Below are 14,897 nucleotides of genomic sequence, written 5' to 3'. Positions count from 1 at the left end.
AGGCCCGCCCCGCTGTGCAGAAAGTTACGGACTTCGGGGCCGTCGCGACAGAACCCACTCGACCCACATTCCATCTCACCGAATATGGCCCGCTCGGGCCATTGCGCGACCGGTGCGAGCCCTTCCGGCCGCGACGACCCGGAACCCCTGTACGGCCGAACCGAAGGGCACAGGGGCTGCGATAGCACGTGAAAAGATGGTCTGGGGGCAGGGCCCGCGCGGTGCCGTGGGCGTTTCGGTACGTCCGAGCACCATCCGTTCCACAGCGCACCTCTTCGCGCTCATGTGGTCACTTAGTCTGATGGGGTGGGTCAGGGGACATTGCTTCAGAGAATCAGCCAACTTGTCGTCGTCAGCGCGATCGCGGGCCTTCTGGTCGCCGCGCTGGCGCTGCCCGCCGTCGGCGGTGTGGGCATCACCGCCCGCAACATCGCCGCCGGGTTCCTCGACATGCCGAGCAACCTGGAGACGCCGCCTCCCCCGCAGCGCTCCACCATCTATGACGCCGAGGGCGGTGTCATCGCCGAGATCTTCGATCAGAACCGGGAGCTCGTCCCCCTCGAGGACGTGTCCCCGGTCATGATCGACGCCATCCTCGCCATCGAGGACGCCCGCTTCTACGAGCACGGCGGCCTGGACGTCGCGGGCACGCTGCGCGCCGCCGTGCGCACCCTGGGCGGCAACACCCAGGGCGCCTCGTCGATCACCCAGCAGTACGTCAAGAACGTCCAGATCGAGGCCGCCACCTCCCAGGAGGAGCTGGACGCCGCCCGCGAGGAGTCGATCGCCCGCAAGATCCGGGAGCTGCGGTACGCCGTGGCGCTGGAGAAGCGGATGACCAAGGACGAGATCCTCGAGGGCTACCTCAACATCGCCTACTTCAGCGACGGCGCCTACGGCGTCGAGTCGGCGGCCCAGCACTACTTCAACATCCCCGCCAGCGAGCTGGAGCTGCACCAGGCGGCGACCATCGCCGGCCTGGTCCGCTACCCCTACCTCTACAACCCCCGGTTCTTCCCCGAGCAGACCGTCGAGCGCCGCAACGTCGTCCTCGACCGCATGGTCGCCTCCGGAGCCATCACCGAGGCCGAGGCCGAGGAGGCCAAGAAGGAGCCTCTGGAGGTGGACCTGGACACCCCGCCCAACGGGTGCGTCCCCAGCGACGAGCCGTTCTTCTGCGACTACGTGGTCCAGGAGATCGAGAAGGACGAGCGGTTCGGCCCCAACGAGACCGAGCGGGCGCGCTGGCTGCGCACCGCGGGCCTGGAGATCCACACCACGCTGCGGCCGCAGGTCCAGGAGGCCTCGCAGACCGCCGTCGACGAGTGGGTGCCGCGCGAGAACGAGTCCCGCAAGGTGTCCGCCCAGGTGATCATCGAACCGGGCAGCGGCCAGATCCTCGGCATGGCGCAGGGCCGCAACTACGGCCCCGACGAGAGCAAGCTCGGCGAGACCTCCATCAACTTCGCCACCGACTCCGACCGGGGCGGCAGCACCGGCTTCCAGGCCGGGTCGACGTTCAAGGCGATCACCCTGGCCGCGGCGCTGGAGGAGGGCCTGCCGTTCAGCACCGCGTTCAACTCGCCGACCAGCGTGTCCGTGTCCGGGCAGCGCAGCTGCAACGGCGGGACCCTGGCCACGTGGACGCCGAGCAACGCCGGTGACACGGCCGCGGGCACCACGCACAACATGGTGTCGGGCACCAAGGCGTCGTCCAACACCTACTTCGCGCAGCTCCAGGCCAGGGTCGGCATCTGCGACGTCATGAAGATGGCCGAGAAGCTGGGCCTGCAACGGGCCGACGGCACCCTGTTCACCGAGAACGAGAACTCGCTGGCCAACAGCAGCTTCACGCTGGGCAGCGAGGAGGTGTCCCCGCTGCGGGTCGCCAACGCCTACGCGACGTTCGCCTCGGGCGGCATGTACTGCGAGCCGCAGGCCATCACCATGATCGAGGACAAGCAGGCCGGCTCCACGATCGAGATCGAGCCGGAGTGCGAGCGGGTCCTGGAGGAGGAGGTCGCCGACGGCGTCGCCTACCTGCTGTCGCAGACCTTCAACGGCGGCACCGCCAGCTCCCTGGGCATCGGGCGGCCGGCGGCCGGCAAGACCGGCACCACGGACGGCTCCGCGGCGGCCTGGTTCGCCGGGTTCACGCCGCAGATGGCGTCCGCGGTGTTCGTCGCCGACCCGCGCGGCCCCCAGCAGTACCCGCTGCGCAACGTCACCATCGGCGACCGCTACTTCTCGGTGGTCTACGGGGCGACGATCTCGGGGCGGATCTGGCAGGAGAGCTTCCGGGCGGCCCACGAGGGCCTGGAGGTCGAGCAGCTGCCCTCGGCACCGGGCAGGTTCGGCTCCACGTCGGTGCCCAGGGCGCCCTCCGAGCCCGACGACGACCCCAGTCCGGCGTCCGACGACGGCGGTGTGCCCGACGTGGTCGGGCTGACCGAGGCGGACGCGGTGGCGGCCCTGGAGGAGGCCGGGTACACGGCGAACGTGTCCGGAACCCGCCTGAACTCCCCTGAGCCGGAGGGCGCGGTGGCCGCGGTCAACCCCGACCCCGGCACACGCCTGCCGGAGGGGGCCACGGTCAACGTGTTCCTGAGCCGGGGCGGCGGGACCGCGGGCGCGGGCACCGGCGAGGACGACGACGGCTGGTTCCGGGTCCGGCCGGCGCACACGCCGACCACCACCCGCGACTAGCGGGACGTACGGCGAGGGGGCCGCGGCGCACGCCGCGGCCCCCTCGGGCGTTCCGGGGACCCCTGCCGGGGGTCAGCCGGCCAGGCGCCGCTTGACCTCGGCCGCCACCCGCGAGCCCTCGGCCCGCCCGGCGATCCTGGGGTTGAGGACCTTCATGACCTTGCCCATGTCCCTGGGGGTCTGCGCGCCGGCCTCCTCGACGGCGGCGGCGACCAGATCGGACAGCTCCTCGTCGGTGAGCTGCTTGGGCAGGTAGTCCGAGATGACCTCGCTCTCCGCCCGCTCGGCCTCGGCCTGCTCGGGGCGGCCGCCCTTCTCGAACGCCTCGGCGGCCTCGCGGCGCTTCTTGGCCTCGCGGGTCAGCAGCTTGACGACCTCGTCGTCACCCAGGGCGCGCTGGCTGGAGCCGGCGGCCTCCTCGGTGGAGATCGCGGCCAGGACCATGCGGAGGGTGCCGGTGCGCACCTTGTCACGCGCCTTGATGGCGGTGGTCAGGTCGTTCTTCAGGCGGTCTTTGAGTTCGGACATGGGCCGATCCTACGGCGGTCCCCCGTCGGCCCACCAACGTTTTGTGCCCGGACGGCGTGAGACCATCGTCGTGGGTGCCGGAACGTCGTTCCGCGGCCTCTCCGTCCCGGACGACGCACCCGCCGCCCCTCATCCGAGCCCGACGAGGAAGAAGGCCGCATGGGCATCGACAAGCGACGACTCCTGCGCAACACCGGCCGGGCGGTCGCGGTCACGGGAGCCCTCGGGGTCGCCGGGCTGACCTACGCCTCGGTCATCGAGCGCAACTGGTTCCGGCTGCGCCGTTACGAGCTGCCCCTGCTGCCCCCGGGCAGCCCGCGCCTGCGCGTCCTGCACCTGTCCGACGCGCACCTGACGCCGGGCCGCAGGATGCTCATCGACTGGATCCGCGGCCTGGAGCGCTACGAGCCCGACCTGGTGGTCAACACCGGGGACTCGCTGGCGCACCCGGACGCGGTGGAGCCGTTCATCGAAGCCCTGGGACCGCTGCTGGACCGGCCGGGCGCGTTCGTGTACGGGTCCAACGACCTGTTCTCCCCCCAGCTGAAGAACCCGGCCCGCTACCTGTGGCGGACCAGCAAGACCGACTACAACAAGCGCCGGGTGCCGGACCTGCCCTGGCGCGAGCTGGGCGCGGCGATGTCCGCGTCGGGCTGGCTGGACCTGAACAACCGCAAGGGTGCCCTCAAGGCGGGCGGCCTGGAGGTGGCGCTGGGCGGCGTGCACGACTCGCACATCAAGCTGGACCGCTACGACGACATCGCCGGCCCGGCCGACCCGACTGCGGACCTGCGGCTGGGCGTGCTGCACTCGCCCGAGCCCGCCAACCTGGACCGGTTCGCGGCCGACGGCTACCAGCTGATGCTGGCCGGACACACCCACGGCGGCCAGCTGTGCCTGCCGTTCTACGGGACGCTGGTCACCAACTGCGGCATCGACCGGCGGCGGGCGTGGGGGCTGCACGAGTACGCGGGGGCGTGGCTGCACGTCTCGGGCGGGCTGGGCACGTCGCCGTACGCGCCGGTGCGGTTCTGCTGCCGCCCGGAGGCGTCGCTGCTGGACCTCGTGGCGGGCCCGGAAGGGGCCTGAGGAGGCCTGGGCCACAGTCCCGTAATCGATTACCCGAGCACTCCCGACGTCCGCTAGACTTGGGCTCGTTGCTTCGGGGTGTAGCGCAGCTTGGCAGCGCGCTTCGTTCGGGACGAAGAGGTCGTGGGTTCAAATCCCGCCACCCCGACAGAGCGAGAGGCCGGTCCTTCGGGACCGGCCTCTCTGCGTTCGCGGGGTCCGCGTGCCCGGCGCCCAGGGGGCTCCGGGACCTCAGGCGGTCTCGGGGGTGTCCCCCATCGCCTCGAAGAGCTGGTTGCGCTGGAAGGTGCCGATCTGTTCGTCGTCGCTGACGGCCGACGCTTCCAAATCGTGGCCGCTCCACGTCGGGGTCAAGCCGTGCACGAGCACCTCGACGCCCTCGTGCTCCGGCTCTCCGGGGGCGGATCGGTCACCGGCGGTGCTGGTCGGGTCTGCCATGACGCTTCCCTTCCGTGCTCCGGAACGAAGGGGGGTGGAGCACGTTCGGTTCACGGTAACACCGGCGTGCGGGGCGGAGCCGATCCGTTCGAGGCGGTTCCGGGCACGATGTGGCGGGACCGGTCGGCGCGGTGGTCGGAGGTGCTGCGTCGGCACGGACTCCCGGTGCGCCCGGGTGGACGGCCCCCCGGAGCGGGGGTGCCCGTACCACCGGAGGACCGGCGTCCCGCCACCCCTGACCGGGGCCGCGCGGTGGCCCAGACTCGTTCCACCGACGACGGAACGTTTCAGGGAGCCGGCATGGACACGACGACACAGGGCGTTGCGCGCACCTTTGGACCGGAGACGCTGCCTCCGGCGCTGCGGGCAGCCTGCCTCCTGTGGCTGGTCGCGATCGGCGCCGGGGTGGTGGAATCGGTCATCGGGGCCTCGGGCGTGATCGCCGCGGAGGGGTTCGGGCCCGGCTTGGCCGCGAACATCGCGCTGCGCACGGTGGTCTACGGGGGTGCGGCGCTGCTGGTGCTCCACCTGTACCGGGGCCGCGGGTGGGCCCGGATCGCGCTCGCCGTGCTGCTCGGCTGCATCGGCCTAGCGACCCTGGTGGTGCCGCTGGTCGGCTGGTTCGCCGACGGCGGCGACGCCGGGGCGGCACTGGCCGCGGCCGATGCGGCCGACCTGGCCTACTACACGGTGCGCGGGCTCCACATCGCCGCGGTGCCGGCGGCGATGGTGGCGATGTTCCTCCCGTCGAGCGGCGCCCACCTGCGCCGACGCCCCTAGCGGAGGGCCGGCGCCGCTGGAACTCCTGAGAGCTGGTGGGTTCCACCCCGGCGGAGTGAGAGGCCGGTCCTTCGGGACCGGCCTCTCGGCGTTCGCGGGGTCCGTCAGGGTTTGGTGCCGAGGTAGGCGAGGATGCCGGCGACGGCGGCGCGGGTGCCGGTGGTGAGGGTGGGCTCCATGAGCGGGCCGAAGAACGGGGAGTGGTTGACCGGGGGCTCGCCCGCGTCGGGGTCGAAGCCGCCGAACATCCAGTAGACCGCGGGCACGCCGATGGAGTCGGCCAGGTGCCCGAAGTCCTCGCTGCCCATCACCGGTTCGCCGACGGACACGTTGTCCTCGCCGAGCTCGGCGCGCAGCGCCGCCTCGACGCGGGCGGCGGCGCCGGGGTCGTTGTAGCAGCGCGGGAAGGTGTAGATCTCCTCCACCAGCGGCTCGGGGGCGTTGGAGGCGGCGGCCTCGGCGGCGATGATCCGGCGGACCGCGGCGAGCACCTGCTCGCGCACGTCCTCCTCGAAGGAGCGGATGTTGAGGGTGAGCACCGCCCGGTCCGGGATGATGTTCTCCTTCAGTCCCGCGTGGAAGGTGCCGGAGGTGATGACCGCCGGGGAGCGCGGGTCCAGCTCGCGGGACACGATGGTCTGGAGGCGGGCGATCACGTGCGCGCCGAGCACGATGGGGTCGATCGAGGACTGCGGCTGCGAACCGTGGGACTGCCTGCCGTACAGGGTCACGCGCAGCGCGTCGGCCATGGCCATCGCGGTGCCGTGGGAGATGGTGACGCTTCCGGCGCGCGAGGGCATGACGTGCTGGCCCAGGACGACCTCGGGGCGCGGGGCGCGGTCCCACAGGCCGTCGTCGACCATGGCCCGGGCGCCCGCGGCCGTCTCCTCCCCCGGCTGGAACACGAGCACCAGGGTCCCGGACCACTCGCCGGCGCGGCCGAGCAGTTCGCGGGCGGCGGTGAGCAGGGACGTGACGTGGGTGTCGTGCCCGCAGCCGTGCATGACGGGCACCTCGGTGCCGTCCTCCAGGGTGCCGGTGGCGGTGCTGGCGTACTCCAGTCCGGTGTCCTCGGCGATGGGCAGCCCGTCGGTGTCGGCGCGGAACGCGACGACGGGCCCCTCGCCGTTGCGGACGACGCCCACCACCCCGGTGCCGCCGCAGCGGAAGTTCTCGATGCCGAGGTCGTCGAGCTCGGCCGCGATGAAGTCGGCGGTGGCGTGCTCCTGCATGGACAGCTCGGGGTGGGTGTGCAGGTGCCGGTAGATCCGGTGCATGCGCTCGGGGTCGGTGACGGCGGGGGCGGTCTCGGCGGTCATCGGCGGCCTTCCTCTGGGGTCGGGGCGGGTTCGGGGGCGTTGTCGGCGGCGGTCCCGTGCACGATACGGCGGTCGCGCAGGAACCAGGCCAGGACCATCGTCACCGCCACGCACAGGGCGGTGGAGAACAGGGCCAGCCCCGGTGCGAGGGGGAGCAGGGCGAACTGTACGGCCAGCGCCGCGGCCACGGCGATGGCGGTGGTGCGGTACCGGCGCATGGTGACGATGCACTGCACCAGCACCCCGCCCATGACGGCGGGCAGGATGTACAGCCGGGCGACCTCGATCAGCCCGGCGGGCAGCACGGAGATCAGCCAGGTGCCCAGCAGCCCGACGCCGACCAGCAGTGAGGTCAGGTGCACGGTGGCCGCCCCGCAGATGGCCATCACCGCGGTCAGGTCGCCGCGCCGGGTGCCCGGCCGGGCGTCGACGCTGGCCTGGGCGACGACCGCGGCGGGCAGCAGCTTGTTGGAGATGTTGCCGATCATGAACGCCTGGTACATGGCCGCCGGGCCCAGGATGGGGTAGTAGGTCAGCGGTTCCAGCACCCAGAACACGCCGAAGGTGGCGGCGACGGCGAGGAACGCGACCCAGATCCGGGCGGCGTCCAGTCCCAGGTCGGCGAAGAACGCCAGGTAGAGGGGCCCGGCCAGGGAGAGTGCCAGCCCGGCGACCATGGTCGCCCGCCCCCACCGTGAGGTGGTGTTCTCGAACGCCGCCATGGCGGTGGCGCCGGTGTCGTCCGCGGTCATGTCGTCTTCTCCACTCGCTTGCGGGGGTTCACGCCGTGTGGGCCAGGTAGGCGACGGCCAGGGCCGTGATGACGGCGAACCCGAGCGCCCATTCCTTGAGCCAGGCCGCCTTGAGGGCGCGGGCCAGGACGAGGCATCCGGCCATCACGGCGGCGGAGGTGAGCGCGGTGGCCGCGTGGATCCCGGACTTGGGCAGTTCGGTGACGGTCAGCATGGCGAAGGCGCCGAGCAGTGCGGCGGCGGGGACGACCGCCATGACGGCCGGGTTCACCGCGTCCAGCTTCTTGCCGCCGCGCTTGAGCAGGGGGGTCAGGACCAGGGTGGCGAGCATCCACATGCCGCCGGACAGGCTCATGGCCACGAAGGCCAGGGCGAAGACGGAGGGGGTGTAGCCGTCGCCGCCCAGGGTGGCGCCGACCGTGCCCGCGGCGACGCCGGCCGAGGCGACCTCGGTGCTCGCCGAGCCGATCAGTCCGATGCGGACGAGGACGGCGGGCGCGCCGAAGAGGGCGAGCAGGGCGACGGCCACCAGGACGACGGCGAGCGAGGGGCCGATGGAGGCCACGGCCCCGGCGCGGTAGGCGTTCCGGAGCTCGTCCCGGCTCATGCCGACGTCGGGTCCGGCGACCCGGGCGGCCCGCATGTAGATGAAGGTCTGGACGAAGATGACGGCGAAGACGCCGAGCGCGCACAGCCACAGGACCGGGGTCCCGGACACCGCCGCGATGCCGTCCGCCGCCGCGGCGGCGGGCGCCGGGACGGTTTCGGCCGCGGAGGTGAGCGCGGTGGCGGCGACCGTGGGGACAGGGGGTGCCATACCTGAGGACGCTCCTTCCCGAGGTGGGCGGGGTGCGTTCTGCGCCCCGATTGCGCCAACCCTCGGGCAGTGGTCTCCGGAGTGGCAAGGGATGCGGGAAATCGCCACGGACGTGGCCGTTTCCCGCAAAGTGCGACACATCACCCCGCACCGTTCCGGCGCGCGCCGCCACCGCGGAAACTGGGCGCGTCGAGTCCGGGGCCGCTGACGGCCCGGAGCGGTGGAGGAATTCGGAGGACCCATGGACGGGATTGAGCGGATGTCGGCGGCGGAGCTGGTCGGTGCGATCCGCCGGCGCGAGGTCTCCGCGCGGGAGGCCGTCACCGCGCACCTGGAGCGGATCGCGGAGGTGGACCCGGCCGTCAACGCCGTGGTCACCGTGGACCCGGAGCGGGCCCTGGAGGCGGCCGACGCGGCCGACCGGCTCACCGTCTCGGGGGCGGACCTGCCGCCCCTGCACGGCCTGCCGATGACCCACAAGGACACGCACGCGGTGGCGGGGATGCGCAGTACCAACGGCTCCCCGGTGCTGGCGGACCACGTGCCGGAGGAGGACGACCTGCTCGTCTCCCGGCTGCGCGGGGCGGGGGTCATCGCCACCGGCAAGAGCAACGTTCCGGAGTTCGGCGCCGGGTCGCACACGTTCAACGAGGTCTTCGGCACCACCACCAACCCGTACGACCCCTCGCGCAGCGCGGGCGGCTCCTCGGGCGGGGTGGCCGCGGCGATCGCCGCCGGGATCCAGCCGCTGGGGGAGGGCTCGGACATGGGCGGGTCTCTGCGCATCCCGGCGTCCTTCTGCAACGTGGTCGGTTTCCGCCCCTCCTACGGGGTGGTCCCGGCGCCCGCCGCCGACAACGACCACGCGTGGCTGGCCCGCACCGGGCCGATGGCCCGCGAGGTGTCCGACATCGCCCTGTTCATGTCCGCGGTCGCCGGCCCGTCGGAGCGGGTGCTGCCCCCGGCGCCGCTGACCGGGGCCGATTTCGCGGGCCCGCTGGTCGGCGACCTGCGCGGGGTGCGGATCGGGTGGAGCCCGGACCTGGGGATGGGCGTGCCGGTGGAGCCGGAGGTCCTGGCGGTGCTGACCGAGCGGCTGCGCGTGTTCGAGGACGCGGGGGCGGTGGTGGAGGAGGCCGCCCCGGACCTCGCCGGAGCCGACGAGGTGTTCCACACCACCCGGGCCCTGGACTTCGCCTCCGCGCTGGGCCCGCTGGTCCGCGCCCACCGCGACCTGGTCAAGCCGGAGGTGGTCTGGAACGTGGAGGCGGGGTGGGGGCTGAGCGCGCAGCGGATCATCGACGCGGCCGCGGCGCGGACCCGGCTGGCCGCCGCGGTCCGGCGGTTCTACCAGCGCTACGACCTCTTCCTCTCCCCTGCGGCGCAGGTGCTGCCGTTCGACGCGCGGCTGCGGTACCCGGAGCGGATCAACGGCGTGGAGTCCACGACCTACCTGGACTGGATGCGGTCGGCCTGCCTGCTGTCCGCGACCGGCCTGCCGGTGCTGGCGATGCCGGCCGGGTTCACTCCGGGCGGGCTCCCGGTGGGCTTCCAGATGGCGGTGGACCACTACCGGGACGTGGAGCTGCTCCGCTACGCCAAGGCGTTCGAGGACCGGACGCGGTGCGTGGACCGCAGGCCGGACATCGGCGCAGGCCAGCGGCTGCGGCCGGTGGCGACCGCGTAGCGGGCCGCGGGGGCCCGTCCGGATCCCGGCCCGTCCGGGTGGCGCGCCGGGCGGGCCGCGGGGGACGGGCGGCCGGGTCAGCCCGCGGACAGCATCCGGCCGCCGCGTTTGCGGGCGTGCAGCAGCAGGGTGGTCTCCACTGCGTCGACCTGCTCGGCCCAGGGCGTGTCGGTGACGAACCGGTAGAGCGCCGCGGTGTCGGGCACCGTCACGTTGGCCACGATCTGGTGGTCCCCGGCCAGCGCGGCGGCGTAGCGCACCTCCCGCGCCCCGGCCAGCTCCCGGCCGATGCCGTCCACCCGGTGGGGCGCGGAGCGGATCCACAGCATGGCCTCCACCGGCAGCCCGACCAGCGCGGGCTCCACGAGGGCGCGCAGGTGGATGTGGCCGCGGCGCAGCAGCCAGTCGGTGCGGCGGCTCGCCGTGCTCTCGGAGACGCCGGTGCGCCGGGCGATCTCCTCGAACCCGGCCCGCCCGTTCTCCGCCAGCACCCCGGCGATCTGGAGGTCCTGCGCGGTGAGCTCGCCCTGGTCCGGGAATCCGCCGCGGTCCGCGGAGTACTCGCGGGCCAGGGCGTCGGACTGGGCGGTCGTCAACGGCCCGAAGCGCCAGCCGCGGATGGTGCGGAAGTACCGCAGCACCGGGTAGCTCACCGCGGCCCGCAGGCCCACGGTGGCCGGGATCTCCGTGCCGAGCACCTGCGGGAGCCGCTCCGCGTCGAACATCAGCTCGGCGACGCAGTCGGTGCCGCCGGTGGTCATGTAGGCGAAGGTGCAGTCGGCGCGCTGGGCCAGGGACTCGGTGGTCATGCGCGCGGTGCCGGGCGCGCAGCGGACCCGCAGCAGGGTGGACGCCGATTGGGGGAGTATCCCGGCGACGGTGACGTCCCCGGAGGCCAGCAGCTGGTTGCCGCGCCGGGCGACGGTGCGCTCGGGCTCGGCGAGCACGGTGGCGATCCGGCGCCAGGAGGCGCGGCCGTCGATCTGCAGCGCGGCGGCGATGCGCTGCTCCAGCCCGTCCAGCCTGCGGTTCATCTCATCGGCCGAGGCTGTCGATGAACCGCGCGGCCTCGGTCTCGGTCATGCCGGTCTCGCGGGAGACCAGGACGACGGCATCGGCGACGCGGTCCTGTCCGAGCAGTTCGCGGACCCGGTCGGCGAGGCTGCGGCCGGGTGTCGGCTCGACAGGGACGCGGCGCCCCTCCTCCAGCGCCTCCACCGTGTACTTGGCGTCGGCCAGTCCCATGCCGGTGCGCTCGCGCACGAGCTTGATGGCCTCGATCTTGCGCCGGTCGCGGACGAGGACGAGCACCCGGTCCACGGTGTCCCGGTCCAGCGGCCGGGTCGGCGCCGGGGGCCGGCGCAGGCCGTCGAAGAAGCCCATGTTCCGTTTCGCCCTTCTTGGTGCGGGGGTGGGGGAAGCGTTCCGTTCCGCCGCAGTGTAGCCCCGCCACCAGGGACGCCCTGCTCCTAGGGTGTCCGGCGGCGCAGGGTGGCCGCCCCCAGGAGCAGCGCCAGCACGGCGGAGCCCAGGACGATCCCGGTGTCCACGAGCAGGTCTCCGGTCACCTCGGGCCGCTCCACCGCCTCGGTGATGGCGTCCACCGCGTAGGACAGGGGCATCACCGCGGAGACCAGGTACAGGGCGTCGGCCATGTCCTCGCGCGGGGCGAACAGCCCGCACAGCAGGACCTGCGGCATGACGAACGCCGGCATGAACTGCACCACCTGGAACTCGCTGTGGGCGAACGCGCTGGCGAACAGCCCCAGCGCGATCCCCAGCAGCGCGTCGGCCAGGGAGATCGCGCCGAGCGTCCACAGCGACCCCTCGGTCTCCATGCCCAGCCACAGCGCCACCGCGATCACCACGGCCACCTGGGCGACGGCGACCAGGCCGAACGCCAGGGCGTACCCGAGGAGCAGGTCGAACCGGCCCACCGGCAGGGTCATGAGCCGTTCCAGGGTGCCGCTGCGGCGCTCGCGCAGGGTCGCGATCGAAGTGATCAGGAACAGCACGACGAACGGGAAGATCGCCACCAGCTGCGGGGCCAGCCGGGCGAAGAACGCCTCGTCGTCGAAGACGAAGCGCAGCAGCACCAGCAGCAGCGACGGGACGAGCAGCAGCAGGGCGACCGTGCGCGGGTCGTGGCGGAGCTGGCGCAGGATGCGCAGCGCGGTGGCTCCGGTGAGGGCGGGGCGCATCAGCCCTCACCCCCGCCGGGGGTGCCGGGCGCCGGGTTCCCGCGGGTCCCGGGCGCCGGGCGCTCGTGGCGGCCGTGCCCCGGTTCGGGTTCGCGGACGATCCGGAGGAAGGCCTGTTCCAGGTCCTGCACACCGGTGCGCGCACGCAGCCGCGCGGGTGTCTCCTCGGTGACCAGGCGGCCCTCGCGCATCAGCACGAGCCGATCGCAGCGCCCGGCCTCCTCCATCACGTGGCTGGAGACCAGCAGGGTGGTGCCGCGGTCGCGGAGTCCGTGGAAGAGCGACCACAGCTCTTCGCGCAGCACCGGGTCCAGTCCCACGGTCGGCTCGTCCAGGACCAGCAGCCGCGGCCTCCCCAGCAGGGCGACCCCCAGGCTGACGCGGGCGTGCTGGCCGCCGGACAGGTCGCCCGCCGGGCGGCGGGCCAGGTCGGCGAGCCCGACCTCCGCCATGACCCGGTCCGGATCGGTCCGGGGCGCCCGCAGGACGGAGGCGAAGTAGGAGAGGTTCTCCCGGACGGTGAGGTCGGCGTAGACCGAGGGCGTCTGGGCCGCGTAGCCGATCAGGGTGCGCAGCGGGGCCGCTCCGGCCGGGTGGCCGAGCACCGTGACGGTGCCGGCGGAGATCCGCTGCACGCCGGCGATCGCGCGCATGAGCGTGGTCTTGCCGCTGCCGCTGGGTCCGAGCAGGCCGACCACCTCGCCCGCCGGAACGCTCAGGTCGAGTCCGGTGAGCACGTCCTGTCCGCCGCGGCGGACGGTCAGCCCGGCCACCTTGACCGCATCGGTGTCCATGTTCGGACGGTAGGCCGCTTTCACCGCCGGATCAACGCGCCGGGCCAGGTCACGGCCCCGGATGCGGATCGGTACACCGGTCGGCGGTCCCGGCACCGCCGCGGCCCCCGGCCCGGGTGCGGGGCCGGGCCGGGGGCCGCACGGGGGGTGCGGCGGGGGTCAGCTGCGGACGTTGACGTCGATGCAGGCGTAGAAGGCGTTGGCCGTGTCGTAGACGTTCCACACCGCGAGGATCTTCTGCGGGCCGCTGTAGCCGGACAGGTCCAGGGTGTGGGAGAAGGTCGAGGGCGGCTGCGCGCCGCCGTCGTCGAAGACGGCGATCCGCTGGCCGCCGATGAAGTACTCCCAGGTGGAGGTGCGGTGGTTGGCCGTGATGGTCCAGGTGAAGGACTGGGTGCGGCCGACGTCGGTCCGCTGCCAGCCCCGGCTGTCGTCGTCCAGCTCGGAGAAGCGGGCGTTGCCGCCGGAACAGCTGGTCAGGCCCTTGGGGCCCTCGACGCTCTGCGGCTCCCACTGGATGGAACCGCACTCGACGATTCCGGCGGCGCACTGCGCCTGGCGGCTCGGCGGGTTGGAGATGTAGCCGTGCGCGTTGGCCGTGCCCATGGGCATGAGGCCGAAGAAGAGGGTGGTGGCGGCGGCGAGCGCCGTCGCGGCGCGGAGCGAACGCTGCTTGCGGGGGCTGTCGTTCCTGCGGATCTGCATGCGGGGCCCTTCTGTGTGGGTCAAGGTCCCGATGGTGTGGGGGCACACCGGGGGACGCGTAGCGGGATGACCCGGACCGTTGCCGGTCCAGGGCCGGGCTGGGCGCTCGGGGTTCGGATGGGCCCCGGGCACCGGACGGCGTCGTCCCGGAAACCCCTGTGCACCGGGGGTTCCCGCCCGTTGCGGAAGACCGTAGGCAGGCTGTGACGAAGAGTGCAAGGGGCCTGGTGACACGGGAGGGGAGGGTGGGACCGGACCGCGTTCCGGACCACTGCGCGCTCTCCGGCCACTGGTACGGGTGGCGACCGGACGGGCACGTGGAGTGAGAGCAGGGGCGATGGGGGCGGCGGCGCGCGGGCGGTCCGGCCGGAGAGAGGTGTAGACCAATCCGGGCCGATGGGGCTCCGACCACTGGACCTCACCAAAGGGATAGTTTTCCCTTACCCGTCCCTTGAAGCCCCTCTCACGGGAACCCGGCCGCCCCCGGGACCGACACCGGAACCGCCCCCGGAGCCGGTCCGACCGGACCGGCTCCGGCATCAGTCCGAGAAGTCCGGGGTGTCCGGATGGTCGAACCGGAACGGCACCCCGAGCCGGGCGGCGAGGGCCGTACCGGCCTCGCGCGCCTCCACTGCCTCCGGCCAGGGCGGGACCCTGCCGTTGAGGACCCTCAGGTCGCCGCCGCGCCGGATCCACCCCAGGTCCAGGGTCGTCCCGTCCTCGCAGTGCGCCTCCAGGACCAGGTACCACCCGAAGTCGTCCCCGTCCCAGACGGCCGCGACCTCTCGGGGCCGGGAGGGGTGCCCCTCGGCCCTGGATGCCATCTCCTCCACGTCGAGCGGGGGCGTGGGCGGACAGGGGTCGACTCCGAGTTCCCCGAACCTTTCGAGGACCATGTCCCGCGCGTCGTACAGGCTCAGACCGCCCCGGGAGCGCAAGGCCTCCCGGACGGCGGCGACCCCCGCGAGGAGGCCGCGCTCCCGGATGGCGGCGTCGACCCGGGCGAGCCCGTCCTCGCCCAGCAGCCGCAGGAGGGCGGTGTCGTCGTCACGCATGTCTCGCATGAGAGAGAAGGTAGGGC

At 73.1% G+C, this 14,897-nt stretch carries 15 protein-coding genes and 1 tRNA gene; 5 read left to right on the top strand and 11 right to left on the bottom strand.

Translation table 11 applies throughout. The features are described from left to right. Window positions 1–321 precede the first annotated feature (321 nt). On the top strand, window positions 322–2,706 hold the full coding sequence (locus KGD84_RS00360; RefSeq protein ID WP_220564123.1) for a penicillin-binding protein: 2,385 nt from the start codon (window positions 322–324) through the stop codon (window positions 2,704–2,706). 72 nt (window positions 2,707–2,778) lie between these two features. Here the strand turns inward: KGD84_RS00360 and KGD84_RS00355 are convergent, their stop codons facing one another. Continuing rightward, complete coding sequence (locus KGD84_RS00355; RefSeq protein ID WP_220564122.1) at window positions 2,779–3,234, bottom strand: GatB/YqeY domain-containing protein; 456 nt, start codon at window positions 3,232–3,234, stop codon at window positions 2,779–2,781. 159 nt (window positions 3,235–3,393) lie between these two features. Here KGD84_RS00355 and KGD84_RS00350 point away from each other — a divergent pair, with 159 nt between their 5' ends. Continuing rightward, a complete protein-coding gene (locus KGD84_RS00350; protein ID WP_220564121.1) occupies window positions 3,394–4,323 on the top strand; it encodes a metallophosphoesterase in 930 nt (309 codons plus the stop codon). A 74-nt stretch (window positions 4,324–4,397) separates the two neighbouring features. After that, a tRNA-Pro gene (locus KGD84_RS00345) sits at window positions 4,398–4,471 on the top strand. Between the two features lie 83 nt (window positions 4,472–4,554). Here the strand turns inward: KGD84_RS00345 and KGD84_RS00340 are convergent. After that, window positions 4,555–4,761 (bottom strand): hypothetical protein, encoded by a 207-nt coding sequence (locus KGD84_RS00340; RefSeq protein WP_220564120.1) that lies wholly within the window; start codon window positions 4,759–4,761, stop codon window positions 4,555–4,557. 300 nt (window positions 4,762–5,061) lie between these two features. Between KGD84_RS00340 and KGD84_RS00335 the strand changes: the two genes are divergently transcribed. After that, window positions 5,062–5,541, top strand: a complete 480-nt coding sequence (locus KGD84_RS00335) for a hypothetical protein (RefSeq protein ID WP_220564119.1) — start codon at window positions 5,062–5,064, stop codon at window positions 5,539–5,541. Window positions 5,542–5,645: 104 nt separating this feature from the next. On the opposite strand, the gene KGD84_RS00330 is transcribed toward KGD84_RS00335, so the two are convergent. From KGD84_RS00330 to KGD84_RS00320, 3 genes are read right to left on the bottom strand one after another with little or no spacing between them, the layout of a single operon-like run. After that, the gene (locus tag KGD84_RS00330) at window positions 5,646–6,860 is read right to left on the bottom strand and encodes an amidohydrolase (RefSeq protein WP_220564118.1); all 1,215 of its coding nucleotides are present in this window, start codon (window positions 6,858–6,860) and stop codon (window positions 5,646–5,648) included. Beyond that, window positions 6,857–7,612, bottom strand: a complete 756-nt coding sequence (locus KGD84_RS00325) for a hypothetical protein (RefSeq protein WP_220564117.1) — start codon at window positions 7,610–7,612, stop codon at window positions 6,857–6,859. The genes KGD84_RS00330 and KGD84_RS00325 overlap by 4 nt, the downstream gene beginning before the upstream one ends. A 28-nt stretch (window positions 7,613–7,640) precedes the next feature. After that, the gene (locus KGD84_RS00320) at window positions 7,641–8,429 is read right to left on the bottom strand and encodes a DUF5058 family protein (RefSeq protein WP_220564116.1); all 789 of its coding nucleotides are present in this window, start codon (window positions 8,427–8,429) and stop codon (window positions 7,641–7,643) included. 241 nt (window positions 8,430–8,670) lie between these two features. Here KGD84_RS00320 and KGD84_RS00315 point away from each other — a divergent pair, with 241 nt between their 5' ends. Beyond that, window positions 8,671–10,116, top strand: coding sequence for an amidase family protein (locus KGD84_RS00315; RefSeq protein ID WP_220564115.1), 1,446 nt, complete (start codon window positions 8,671–8,673; stop codon window positions 10,114–10,116). Window positions 10,117–10,193: 77 nt separating this feature from the next. Here KGD84_RS00315 and KGD84_RS00310 read toward each other — a convergent pair whose 3' ends face one another. The 6 genes from KGD84_RS00310 to KGD84_RS00285 form a co-directional block, all read right to left on the bottom strand. Beyond that, window positions 10,194–11,150: an Lrp/AsnC family transcriptional regulator gene (locus KGD84_RS00310; protein ID WP_220564114.1), complete on the bottom strand. Its 957-nt coding sequence runs from the start codon at window positions 11,148–11,150 to the stop codon at window positions 10,194–10,196. A gap of 1 nt (window position 11,151) precedes the next feature. Continuing rightward, window positions 11,152–11,499 carry a ribosomal protein L7/L12 gene (locus KGD84_RS00305; RefSeq protein ID WP_220564113.1) on the bottom strand — a complete coding sequence of 116 codons (348 nt, stop codon included), beginning with the start codon at window positions 11,497–11,499 and terminating at the stop codon, window positions 11,152–11,154. 86 nt (window positions 11,500–11,585) lie between these two features. Continuing rightward, on the bottom strand, window positions 11,586–12,317 hold the full coding sequence (locus tag KGD84_RS00300; protein ID WP_220564112.1) for an ABC transporter permease: 732 nt from the start codon (window positions 12,315–12,317) through the stop codon (window positions 11,586–11,588). Further along, window positions 12,317–13,111: an ABC transporter ATP-binding protein gene (locus tag KGD84_RS00295; RefSeq protein WP_220564111.1), complete on the bottom strand. Its 795-nt coding sequence runs from the start codon at window positions 13,109–13,111 to the stop codon at window positions 12,317–12,319. The genes KGD84_RS00300 and KGD84_RS00295 overlap by 1 nt, the downstream gene beginning before the upstream one ends. Window positions 13,112–13,270: 159 nt before the next feature. Next, the gene (locus tag KGD84_RS00290) at window positions 13,271–13,816 is read right to left on the bottom strand and encodes a lytic polysaccharide monooxygenase auxiliary activity family 9 protein (protein ID WP_220565436.1); all 546 of its coding nucleotides are present in this window, start codon (window positions 13,814–13,816) and stop codon (window positions 13,271–13,273) included. A 539-nt stretch (window positions 13,817–14,355) separates the two neighbouring features. Then, on the bottom strand, window positions 14,356–14,871 hold the full coding sequence (locus KGD84_RS00285; RefSeq protein ID WP_220564110.1) for a hypothetical protein: 516 nt from the start codon (window positions 14,869–14,871) through the stop codon (window positions 14,356–14,358). Between the last annotated feature and the right edge of the window lie 26 nt (window positions 14,872–14,897).

This window comes from Nocardiopsis changdeensis (assembly GCF_018316655.1).
GTDB classification, from domain to species: Bacteria; Actinomycetota; Actinomycetes; order Streptosporangiales; family Streptosporangiaceae; genus Nocardiopsis; species Nocardiopsis changdeensis.
This window is presented reverse-complemented; position numbering and strand designations above follow the sequence as displayed.

Coding starts and splice junctions, on each gene's coding strand:
- KGD84_RS00285 (WP_220564110.1), bottom strand. CDS start 14,871: ATGCGTGACGACGACACCGCCCTCCTGCGGCTGCTGGGCGAGGACGGG.
- KGD84_RS00330 (WP_220564118.1), bottom strand. CDS start 6,860: ATGACCGCCGAGACCGCCCCCGCCGTCACCGACCCCGAGCGCATGCAC.
- KGD84_RS00290 (WP_220565436.1), bottom strand. CDS start 13,816: ATGCAGATCCGCAGGAACGACAGCCCCCGCAAGCAGCGTTCGCTCCGC.
- KGD84_RS00350 (WP_220564121.1), top strand. CDS start 3,394: ATGGGCATCGACAAGCGACGACTCCTGCGCAACACCGGCCGGGCGGTC.
- KGD84_RS00295 (WP_220564111.1), bottom strand. CDS start 13,111: ATGGACACCGATGCGGTCAAGGTGGCCGGGCTGACCGTCCGCCGCGGC.
- KGD84_RS00325 (WP_220564117.1), bottom strand. CDS start 7,612: ATGACCGCGGACGACACCGGCGCCACCGCCATGGCGGCGTTCGAGAAC.
- KGD84_RS00300 (WP_220564112.1), bottom strand. CDS start 12,317: ATGCGCCCCGCCCTCACCGGAGCCACCGCGCTGCGCATCCTGCGCCAG.
- KGD84_RS00340 (WP_220564120.1), bottom strand. CDS start 4,761: ATGGCAGACCCGACCAGCACCGCCGGTGACCGATCCGCCCCCGGAGAG.
- KGD84_RS00355 (WP_220564122.1), bottom strand. CDS start 3,234: ATGTCCGAACTCAAAGACCGCCTGAAGAACGACCTGACCACCGCCATC.
- KGD84_RS00320 (WP_220564116.1), bottom strand. CDS start 8,429: ATGGCACCCCCTGTCCCCACGGTCGCCGCCACCGCGCTCACCTCCGCG.
- KGD84_RS00315 (WP_220564115.1), top strand. CDS start 8,671: ATGGACGGGATTGAGCGGATGTCGGCGGCGGAGCTGGTCGGTGCGATC.
- KGD84_RS00335 (WP_220564119.1), top strand. CDS start 5,062: ATGGACACGACGACACAGGGCGTTGCGCGCACCTTTGGACCGGAGACG.
- KGD84_RS00310 (WP_220564114.1), bottom strand. CDS start 11,150: ATGAACCGCAGGCTGGACGGGCTGGAGCAGCGCATCGCCGCCGCGCTG.
- KGD84_RS00305 (WP_220564113.1), bottom strand. CDS start 11,499: ATGGGCTTCTTCGACGGCCTGCGCCGGCCCCCGGCGCCGACCCGGCCG.